General features: G+C 68.4%; 7 protein-coding genes. All 7 read right to left on the reverse strand.

What is annotated here, in order from left to right:
• Window positions 1–25: 25 nt before the first annotated feature.
• Window positions 26–2,224, reverse strand: a complete 2,199-nt coding sequence (locus RMCB_RS06545; protein ID WP_062828138.1) for a malate synthase G — start codon at window positions 2,222–2,224, stop codon at window positions 26–28.
• A gap of 126 nt (window positions 2,225–2,350) precedes the next feature.
• A complete protein-coding gene (locus tag RMCB_RS06550; protein WP_062828139.1) occupies window positions 2,351–2,809 on the reverse strand; it encodes a hypothetical protein in 459 nt (152 codons plus the stop codon).
• A gap of 46 nt (window positions 2,810–2,855) precedes the next feature.
• Entirely contained in the window at window positions 2,856–3,752 is an 897-nt protein-coding gene (locus RMCB_RS06555; protein WP_062828140.1) for a hypothetical protein, read from the reverse strand.
• Window positions 3,745–4,803: a hemolysin family protein gene (locus RMCB_RS06560; RefSeq protein WP_029366151.1), complete on the reverse strand. Its 1,059-nt coding sequence runs from the start codon at window positions 4,801–4,803 to the stop codon at window positions 3,745–3,747. Before RMCB_RS06560 ends, RMCB_RS06555 begins: the two co-directional genes overlap by 8 nt.
• Window positions 4,796–6,169, reverse strand: a complete 1,374-nt coding sequence (locus RMCB_RS06565; protein ID WP_062828141.1) for a hemolysin family protein — start codon at window positions 6,167–6,169, stop codon at window positions 4,796–4,798. The genes RMCB_RS06560 and RMCB_RS06565 overlap by 8 nt, the downstream gene beginning before the upstream one ends.
• Window positions 6,170–6,402: 233 nt before the next feature.
• Entirely contained in the window at window positions 6,403–7,839 is a 1,437-nt protein-coding gene (locus RMCB_RS06570; protein WP_062828142.1) for a GuaB1 family IMP dehydrogenase-related protein, read from the reverse strand.
• 14 nt (window positions 7,840–7,853) lie between these two features.
• Window positions 7,854–8,847 (reverse strand): NADP-dependent phosphogluconate dehydrogenase (gndA, locus tag RMCB_RS06575; RefSeq protein ID WP_062828143.1); only part of this gene is annotated, 994 nt, incomplete at its 5' end.

The raw sequence follows: 8,847 nt of genomic DNA on the forward strand, positions 1-8,847 counted from the left end.
GTCCGGTTCCGCCGCCGAAGTCTAGTCACTGCGCAGCAGCGCTCGCTTTGAACTCGCGGCGGCGGCGGTGCAGGATCGGCTCGGTGTAGCCATTGGGCTGCGCCGCGCCCGACAGGATGAGTTCCTGGGCAGCCTGGAATGCGATGCTGGCGTCCGGGTTGGGGGCCATGGGCAGGTAGTCGGGATCGCCCGCGTTCTGCTCGTCGACCACGGCGGCCATGCGGCGCAGGCTGGTCTTGACGTCGTCGGCGGTGATCACGCCGTGGCGCAGCCAGTTGGCCAGCAGCTGGCTGGAGATCCGCAGCGTGGCCCGGTCCTCCATGAGGGCGACGTTGTGGATGTCGGGCACCTTCGAGCAGCCGACACCGGCGTCGATCCACCGGACCACGTAGCCGAGGATCGACTGGCAGTTGTTGTCGACCTCCTCGTGGATCTCCTCCGACGACCAGGTCAGCGACGAGTCGGCCAGCGGGATGGTCAGCATATCGTCGATCGACGCGCGTTCGCGGCCTGCCAATTCCTTCTGCACCTCGAACACGTCGACGGCGTGGTAGTGCATGGCGTGCAGGGTCGCGGCGGTCGGGGACGGCACCCACGCAGTGGTGGCGCCGGCCTTCGGCTGGCCGATCTTCTGTTCGACCATGTCGGCCATCAGCTCGGTCATGGCCCACATGCCCTTGCCGATCTGGGCCTTGCCGGACAGACCGGTGGCCAGGCCCACGTCGACGTTGTTGTCCTCGTAGGCCTTGATCCACGGCTGGCTCTTCATCGCGCCCTTGCGGATCATCGGGCCGGCCTCCATCGAGGTGTGGATCTCGTCGCCGGTGCGGTCCAGGAAGCCGGTGTTGATGAACACCACGCGGTCGGCGGCGGCCTTGATGGCTGCCTTGAGGTTCACCGTGGTGCGGCGCTCCTCGTCCATGATGCCGACCTTGAGGGTGGCTTCGGGCAGGCCCAGCACGTCCTCGACGCGGCTGAACAGTTCACACGTGAACGCGACCTCGTCGGGCCCGTGCATCTTGGGCTTCACGATGTACACCGAGCCGGTGCGGCTGTTCTGCAGCGGGCCGTTGGCGTCGCCGCTCTTCAATCCGTGCATGGCGATCAGGCCGGTGAACAGCGCGTCCTGGATGCCTTCGGGGATTTCCTTGCCCTCGGCGTCGGTGATGGCGTCGTTGGTCATCAGATGCCCGACGTTGCGGACGAACAGCAGGCTGCGTCCGGGCAGCGTCAGCTCACCCTCGCCGTCAGGTGTGGTGAACGTGCGGTCGGGGTTGAGCACCCGCGTGAAGGTCTTGCCGCCCTTGCTGACCTCTTCGGTCAGGTCTCCCTTGTTGAGGCCCAGCCAGTTGCGGTAGCCCAGCACCTTGTCGTCGGCGTCGACGGCGGCCACGGAGTCCTCGAAGTCCATGATCGTGGTGATCGCGGATTCCAGGACGACGTCCTTGATGCCTGCGGCGTCGGTGGAGCCGATGGGGGAGTCGGGGTCGATGAGGATCTCGATGTGCAGCCCGTGGTGCTTGAGCAGCACCGACCACTGCGGCTGGCCGAGCTCACCGGTGTAGCCGACGAATTCCTCGGGTGCGGCCAATCCCGTGGACAACCCGTCGCCGTACTCGACCAGCAGCTGGCCGTCGTCGATCTTGAGCCCGGTGGCGTCGGCCCACGAACCGGCGGCCAGCGGCACGGAATCGTCGAGGAACTTGCGCGCGTACGCGATCACTTTGTCGCCGCGGACCTTGTTGTAGCCCGACCCCTTCTCGGCGCCGTCATCTTCCGGGATGACGTCGGTGCCGTACAGGGCGTCGTAGAGCGAACCCCACCGCGCGTTGGCGGCGTTGAGCGCGAACCGCGCGTTGAGGATCGGCACCACGAGCTGCGGGCCCGCCGTGGTGGTGATCTCGTCGTCCACCCCCGCGGCGGTGACGCTGAAATCGGCAGGCTCGGGCTGCAGGTAGCCGATCTCGGTGAGGAACTGCTTGTAGTCGGCCAGGTCGAAGGGCTCGATGACATGGGCCCGGTGGTACTTGTCGATCTGCGCCTGCAGTTCGTCACGACGGGCGAGCAGCTCTTCGTTCTTGGGGGTGAGGTCGGCGACGACCTTGTCCACACCCGACCAGAAGGTGTCGGGATCAACCCCGGTGCCGGGCAGCGCCTCATTGGTGATGAAGTCGTGCAGCACCTTGGCGACCCCTAGGTTGCCCACCTTCACGCGATCGGTCATCAGTTCTCAGTCCTTATTCCGGGATAGCGGCAATTTGCTCATCGTACCGGTCAGTAATTGCGGCGATTACGGGTGCGGCGCTGTTCGGGGCCTTCTGTGCACGTGTGTCGTTCGCTGGGAGTGCACCTACGGGGCCACGGGCTGAATGGACGACATGGCGCATGCAGCACCGGGCGGGTCGCCCTGCCAATAGTGGACGACCAGAGTGTTTGCCGGGAACGAGACGGCGAGATCGTTCAACGACCGCGACGCGAAGGCCCGGCTCTTGGCGCGGCCGTACCAGTTGGGGTCGTCGGGTGCGATGGGGACGTTCACCTGGTCGAGCGTGTCGTCCCACTGCTTGACCGCCGGAGGCGGGTTGTCCCCGAACCCTTCCGATTTCTGGTAGGCCTCGAGCGGACCGCTCAGGGTGATCGGTGCCCCGCCACCGACCGGGGAGCCCGTGATGGTGCCCTGCGTGGCGTCGGTGCTCACGGCCGTGAGCCTGACGGTGCCCGGCTGGCATTCCGGGGCGGCGTGAGCCGGCGCCGGGCCGACGGTGCCGAGCAACAGCGACGCCGACGCGATCACGGTCGTTGCGCGCATGGATGACCTCCTTGGCTCGACGCGGGTCTGCGCTCGTACATCTTGCTTATCGCGCGCGGGGCGCCGATGTTTCGGTGTCCAGCACGTCGAGCAGGGTGTCGCATTCGGCGAGCAGCCGGGCCCGCAACGGAGCTGCCCGCCCGGCGATGTCCTGCTGGGCACGCACATATTCGGCCCGCCCGCCCGCCGTTTCGATCGCGATCGGTGCGAAGCCGTAATCACCGAGGTCATACGGGCTGGCCCGCATGTCGACGGCCCGCGCGTCGGCGGCCAGCTCGAGAGCGTCCACGACCAGCTCGGAGGCCACCAGCGGGCCCAGCTTGTATGCCCACTTGTAGCAGTCCATGGCGGCGTGGATGCAGCCCGGTTGCTCGGTGCGTATCTGCGTCTCGCGGCTCAGCCGCTGCTCGTTGCGGGGGACGGCCGGTTCGGTGAAGAACCGGAACGCGTCGAAGTGGCTGCAGCGCAGCGGCAGCGACTCCACGACCGCGTCGGTTCCGGCGGCGCCGAGCCGCAGCGGAACCTGGCCGTGCCGCTTCTCGGGCGTGCGGTACACCATCGCCCACTCGTGCAGGCCGAAGCAGTTCAGCCGGGGCGGGCGGGTCGCCGTCGCCCGCAGCAGCTGCGCGATGAACCGGACCGTGTCGGCGCGCGAGCTCAGATGCGCCGGCGTCACCCCGACCCCGTCACCATGGCTGCCGTAGCCGCTCGCACCGAGATAGCGCCGGGCCGCCGGACCACCCAGCACCACGCCGAACCCCGGATGCCAGCGACGCAGCTGGCGCGGCCGCAGGCTGTAGTAGGTGAACAGGAAGTCCCACACCGGGTGCGCCTGGCCGCGTTCCTGGCGGTGCAGGTGCGGCGTCAGGAAATGGTTGACCCGGGTGCGGTGACGCTGCTCCCGTTCGGTCCAGTCCGCCTCGTCGAGCACCAGCTCAGACACGGTGGGTCCCGTCGCGCACGGTCCCCACCAGGTCCTCGACCAGATCCTCCAGCGCCACCATCGCGGTGACCGCGCCGCCGGCCCCGTCATCGGTGACCAGTGCCAGGTGGCTGTTGCTGCGCCGCAGCCGCGACAACGCGTCGGGCACCGGGAGCGACGCAGGCACCTGCGGCAGTGGCCGAACCATCGACACGTCGAGGACGGCCTCGGGATCGTCGACCTCCGGCAGCACGTCCTTGATGTGCAGATATCCGATGAACTCGCCGAACGAATCGGCCACCGGGAAGCGGGAGTAGCCGGTCTCGGTGAGGGCCCGTTCGACGTCGCCGACCATCGGGCCCGAGCCGGGGGCGGCGACGCGGATGGCATGCATCTCCGACAGCGGCATCGCGACATCGGCCACCTTGCGGGTCCGGGTCTGCAGCGCCCGGGTCAACCGCAGGTGCTCCTCGGCGTCGAGCAGGCCTTCCGACAGAGATTCGGCGATCATCTCCGAGAGCTCGACGGTCGAGACCGCGGACTCGAGCTCGTCGCGGGTCTCGACCCGGAACAGCCGCAGTGTGGCGTTGGCGCACCAGTTGTAGAACGCGATGAACGGCCGGGCCGCGCGGATGTAGACCAGATACGTCGGGATCAGCAGCATGGCCGCCGACTCCGGGCCTGCGATGGCGATGTTCTTCGGCACCATCTCGCCGAGCAAAACGTGCAGTGTCACGACGATCGCCAGCGACACCACGAACGACACCGTGTGCAGTATCGCGTCGGAGACCCCGACGAGCTCGAACGGTTTCGACAGCAGATGGGCCACCGCGGGCTCGCCCACGCGACCCAGCAGGATCGAGCAGATCGTGATGCCCAGCTGCGACCCGGCCAGCATGAGCGACAGGTTCTCGCCCGCGCGGATGACGGTCACCGCACTGTGCTTGCCCTGCTCGGCCAACGCCTGCAGCCGGTCGCGGCGGGCCGATATGAGCGCGAACTCCGAGGCCACGAAGAATGCGTTGGCTGCCAGCAGCACGATGGTGAGCAGCACACCGAAGACGTCACCCATGGTTGTCGGCTCCCTGTTCTGAGCGCCGGCCCAGTTCGGTCAGCTCCAGCAGATCGATGCGCCGCCCGTCCATCCGCACCACAGTGGCCAGCCAGCGGGCGGGTTCGTCGCTCGGTTGGTCCGGGTCGAACGCGACCAGCTCGACGGCCTCGCCCCGTTCGGGGATGTGGCCGAGTTGCTGCAGCACCAGCCCGCCGATCGTCTCGTATTCGCCCTCCGGGGCGCGGAAGCCCGTCTCGGTGGCGACCTCGTCGATACGCAGCAGACCCGAGACCTGCCAGCCGCGGCCTGCCGGCACGACGTCCGGGGTGGCGTCGTCGTGTTCGTCGCGGACGTCGCCGACGATCTCCTCGATCAGGTCCTCGACCGTCACCATGCCCGCGGTGCCGCCGTACTCGTCGACCACCAGCGCGGTCTGCAGCCCGTTGGCGCGGATCTGGGCCATCACCGCATCGCCGTCGAGTGCGGACGGCACCCGTGCGACGGGCAAGGCCAGCGCGGCCAGCCGGGTGCGGGCGCGTTCTTCGCGGGGGACCGTGAAGATCTGTTTGACGTGCACCACGCCGATGGTCTCGTCGAGGTCACCCTCGACGATGGGGAAGCGCGAATACCCCGTCCTGATCGCGACCTCCAGCAGGTCGGTGACCGTGTCGTGGGCTTCGAGCGCCTCGATCTTCGACCGCGGTGTCATGAGTTCCTCGGCGGTCCGCTCGCCGAACTGCAGTGACCGGTCGACGAGCAGCGCCGTCGTCGGGTCCAGGGAGCCGCTGCGCGCCGAATTGCGCACGAGCGACGCCAGCTCCTGGCCCGAGCGGGCCGAACGCAATTCCTCGGCAGGCTCGATGTCCAGCCTGCGCAGGATCCAGTTCGCGGTGCCGTTGGTCATCCGGATGACCGGGGTGAACAACGTCGAGAACAGCAGCTGGAACGGGGCCGCGGCGCGGGCTGTCGGGACCGGGCGGGCCACCGCCAGGTTCTTGGGCACCAGCTCGCCGAACACCATCGACAACGACGTGGCGATCACCACAGCGAAGAACAGCGACAGGCCACCGGAGAGGTTGGCGGGGATGCCCAGTGCGTCCAGGCCCGGCCGGACCAGCCGGCCGACGACGGGCTCGGCGAGGTAACCGGTGGCCAGCGTGGTGATCGAAATGCCGACCTGGGCGCCGGACAGCTGGAAGGACAAGGTGCGATGGGCGCGCCGGACCATCTGGTCGCGGCGGTCACCGGTGCGGGCGTTGGCCTCGACCGTGCTGCGTTCCAGCGCGGTGAGCGCGAACTCGGCCGCGACGAAGATCGCGGTACCCGCGGTGAGCAGAATGATCGCCAGGATCGAGAGCAGCGAGAAGACCAGGTCGGAGTTCATCGGGTCCTCGCCTGCGGGGCGCCGGGCAGCAGGCCCGGCCGACTAGTAGAGGGGTCGCCCGTGTCGGCGTCCGATCCTGTCTGCTGTTCCGCGGAGAAGGCCGGTTCAGAACCGGAGGCCTCAGCGGGTGCCTGCGGCACGTGAACCCTTTCGTTCGGATGGCGCAGCGAAATCTGGCCAGCTCTGAATGCGATGAGCTTCTATCCTATCGCGGCCACGAGCAGCAGGCTGCGTCACCAACCGCTCGGCAGCGGATGCCCTTCGGCGAAACCTGCCGCCGACTGCACGCCGAGCACCACCTTCTCGTGCAGTTCGGGCAGGGTGGCGGCACCCACATAGGTGCACGTGCTGCGCACGCCCGAGGTGATGTGGTCGAGCAGGTCCTCAACGCCGCCCCGCGCCGCGTCCAGCGCCATCCGGGAGGTCGAGATGCCCTCCTCGAACAGTGCCTTGCGGGCCCGGTCGAACGGGCTGTCGCCCGCGGTGCGGGCTGCCACGGCGCGCTTGGAGGCCATGCCGTAGCTCTCCTTGTAGGGCCGGTCGTCGCGGTCGCGCAGCAGATCTCCGGGGGATTCGTAGGTACCGGCGAACCACGAGCCGATCATCACGTTGGAGGCGCCGGCGGCCAGCGCCAGCGCCACGTCCCGCGGATGACGCACTCCGCCGTCTGCCCACACGTGCGCTCCGAGTTGCTTTGCCGCGGAGGCACATTCGACCACGGCGGAGAACTGTGGCCGGCCGACGCCGGTCATCATCCGGGTGGTGCACATGGCGCCGGGGCCGACGCCGACCTTGACGATCGTCGCGCCCGCCTCGATCAGGTCGCGGGTGCCCCCGGCGGAGACCACGTTGCCCGCCGCCAGCGGTACCCCGAGATCCAGCGACGCCACCGCCTTGATGGCGTCGAGCATCTTGAGCTGGTGCCCGTGCGCGGTGTCGACGACGAGCAGATCGGCGCCCGCCTCGACCAGCGCGCGGGCCTTGCCCGCGACATCACCGTTGATGCCGACCGCCGCGGCCACCCGCAGCCGCCCGGAGGCGTCGACCGCGGGTGCGTAGATCCCGGCCCGGATCGCGCCGGTACGGGTCAGGACGCCGGCCAGGGTGCCGTCGGGAGCGGTGAGCACCGCGACATCGACCGGCGCATGCTCGAGCAGATCGAACACCTGGCGTGGTTCGGTGCCTACCGGCGCCGTCACGAAATCGGATAAACCCACGTCGCGGACCCGGGCGAACCGGTCGACGCCGGTGCAGCTGGCCTCGGTGACCAATCCGATCGGCCTGCCCTCGAACGTCACCACCGCGACGCCGTGGGCCCGCTTGTGAATCAGCGCCATCGCATCGGACACCGAATCTTCCGGGCCGAGCACCACCGGGGTGTCGGCCACCAGGTCGCGACTCTTGACGAACTGGACGGTGTCGGCCACCGCGGTGATCGGCAGGTCCTGGGGGAGCACCACGATGCCGCCGCGGCGCGCGATGGTCTCGGCCATCCGCCGGCCTGCCACCGCCGTCATGTTCGCCACGACCACCGGAATGGTCGTCCCGGAGCCGTCGACGGTGGACAGGTCGACATCGAAGCGCGACGCGACGTCCGACCGCCCGGGAACGATGAACACATCGTTGTAGGTCAAGTCGTACGGCGGGGTGTGTCCGTCCAGAAACCTCACGGCAACGAATCTACTCAGGCCTGGATTTCGGTGCGGTCGCCGCTCCAGAGGGTGTGGAATTTTTGGCCGGGTTCGGCGTCGATGCGTCCGTAGGTGTGGGCGCCGAAGAAGTCGCGTAGGCCTTGGGTGAGGGCGGCGGGGAGCCGTTCGGTGCGTAGCGCGTCGTAGTAGGACAGCGCCGAGGAGAAGCCGGGGATGGGGATGCCCAGGGCGGTGGCGGTGATGACGACGCGGCGCCAGCTGTTGATGGCGGCTTCGACCGCGTCGCGGAAGTAGGGGGCGGCGAGCAGGGTGGCCAGCTGCGGGTCGGCGTCGTAGGCGTCTTTGATGCGGTTGAGGAATTTGGCGCGGATGATGCAGCCGCCGCGCCAGATGGTGGCCAGGTCTCCGGGGGTGATGTTCCAGTCGTATTCGGTGCTGCCGGCCTGGATCTGGTTGAACCCTTGGGCGTAGGCGACGATTTTGGAGGCGTAGAGGGCCTGGCGGACGTCGTCGATGAATTGTTTACTGTCGGTGGGTTTGTCGCCGAGGGTGCCGGAGGCCAGTCCGGCGGTGGCTTTGCGTTGGGGTACCGAGCCGGACAGGGCGCGGGCGAATACGGCTTCGGCGATGCCGGTGACGGGCACGCCGAGGTCGAGGGCGGATTTGACGGTCCAGCGGCCGGTGCCTTTTTGTTCGGCTTCGTCGACGATGACGTCGACCAGCGGTTTGCCGGTGGTGGCGTCGACCTGGCGCAGTACTTCGGCGGTGATTTCGACCAGGTAGCTGTCCAGCTCGCCGGTGTTCCAGTCGGCGAAGACGTCGGCGATCTGGGGCGCGGTCAGGCCGAGGGCGTCGCGCAGCAGGTGGTAGGCCTCGCCGATGAGTTGCATGTCGGAGTATTCGATGCCGTTGTGCACCATTTTGACGAAGTGTCCGGCGCCGTCGGGGCCGATGTGGGTGCAGCAGGGGACGCCGTCGACGTGGGCGGAGATTTCTTCGAGCAGCGGCCCGAGGCTGGTGTAGGAC

The sequence above is a fragment of the Mycolicibacterium brisbanense genome (assembly GCF_001570425.1).
Taxonomy (GTDB): Bacteria; Actinomycetota; Actinomycetes; order Mycobacteriales; family Mycobacteriaceae; genus Mycobacterium; species Mycobacterium brisbanense.